Consider the following 1,621-nt stretch of genomic DNA (forward strand, 5'->3'; position numbering starts at 1 on the left):
TTTTGCCACATGTCGTATAACGAAAAGGCTACACGACGTTGTCCGTAGCTGAGCCTCTGGAGGAGGCGTTAGCGTCGGCGCGTCTTCTTGCATCGCAAGAAGCGTGACGGAGGACAATGTGCCTTTAGGCCGAGCGAGGGCGAAAGTCCCGAGCGGAGCGTGTCAGCCGAAGTTATACGAAGTCGCGAATATTATTGTAAAAGTCATTTTTAATTCCTGGCCGACAGTAATCAGAGAGGAATGTAATTGTTTCATCTTAAAGTTAGGAAGTATTTGAGAAATCTATTACGATTTGGCTATCGGTGTTTTTATTTTTCAAACATAATAATTATTCTATGATACAAAATTATTGAATATTTGAGGAGTTAAAACACCAATTTTATTTTAATGTGAATTTTACCTGGCCAGTTGGTGTGTAATCACATTTAGGTCCGGAACAGGTTGAGTTTGTAGTTGAGGGTGTAGTATAAAATTGCACGGAAAGCTCATCGTTCTCAAAAAACTGAATCTCTTTTGTATCTTTTTGTATGGATACTTTATTAAAACCACCACTTGCAGCGGTTTCTAATAGAGTTGAAAACGTCGATCCTGTTTTTTTAGAAATTGAAAGCGTAACGCCGTAAGAATCGGTAGATTTAACATTCGTTTCAACTTTAAAATTACCTGCTTGCTTAATTTTAATGCCTATGTAACCAAATACATTTGAAGTTCCACCATTGGAGTCGGTTTTTTTACCATTACAGACTAATGTCGTTGGTGTTTTAAGATTATTTGTGTAGGTTACATCGACTTTATTCTCTGTTAAAATGAAATAGTCGCATGATGGAGGAGCATTGACAATCGTTGAATATATCGTGGCCAATAGAAAACCATTACCTTGACGTTCTTTGACTTTTTGTTCTTCTGATTTTGAACATTGTAAAATTAAAATACTAAAAAAAAATGTTAAGATTATTCCTTTCATTCTTCACCTTTTATTAACTATTTTTAAAACGAAAACTATAAGAATTGTGAATTTTAATATTCTAACTATATTAATCTTTCTAGAATAAAAAATTGTTAAAATTTAATAGATATTTATCGTATATAAGTATTTTTACAAGATCTTTGGTTTTGACTATTCTATTATAGAGTCAAAGGTGGAATTTACCAAATTTTAATAGATATAATTTTTGAAAGGATTATTTGCTATTTCGTATAACGAACTAGGCTACACGACGTAGGCTGACCCTGAGTCCCGGAACGGGACGTTAGGGACTGGCACGACACTTGCGCATGCAAGGGGAGTGACAGAAAGCCTATGTGTCGCAGACCGAGCGAGGGCGTAAGTCCCGAAGCGAAGCGTGTCAGCCGCAGTTATACGCCGTAGCGTATCATCAAGATAAGCTATTTAAATAATCAGTAGCTAATGATTCTGCCTTTTTGTTTATGTTTATTTCTGATGGAAAAATAGAAGATCTTAAACTTTTGTAAATTTCAATAAGTTCTAAGATTGCAATCTTTATTGAATCATAAGAATAGTTTGGAATTGTTTTTTTTAATAGATTTAAATCATTCGGATCAAGAAAAAATTCTAATTTTCTAACACCACGAGGATCCTTATTATATTTAAGATGATATA

Annotated in this window: 1 protein-coding gene and 1 pseudogene; both read right to left on the reverse strand. The window is 34.4% G+C overall.

Going from position 1 to position 1,621, the window contains the following annotated elements; genetic code table 11:
* Positions 1-379 precede the first annotated feature (379 nt).
* Positions 380-964 (reverse strand): hypothetical protein, encoded by a 585-nt coding sequence (locus DI060_RS18805; protein WP_108978550.1) that lies wholly within the window; start codon positions 962-964, stop codon positions 380-382.
* A gap of 412 nt (positions 965-1,376) precedes the next feature.
* Positions 1,377-1,621, reverse strand: a pseudogene (locus tag DI060_RS19105) (nucleotidyltransferase domain-containing protein); the annotation flags it as partial.

The organism is Leptospira ryugenii (assembly GCF_003114855.1).
GTDB lineage: Bacteria > Spirochaetota > Leptospiria > Leptospirales > Leptospiraceae > Leptospira_A > Leptospira_A ryugenii.

Bases quoted from the DNA above. Each gene is read 5' to 3' on its own strand.
- DI060_RS18805 (WP_108978550.1), bottom strand. From the start codon at position 964: ATGAAAGGAATAATCTTAACATTTTTTTTTAGTATTTTAATTTTACAA.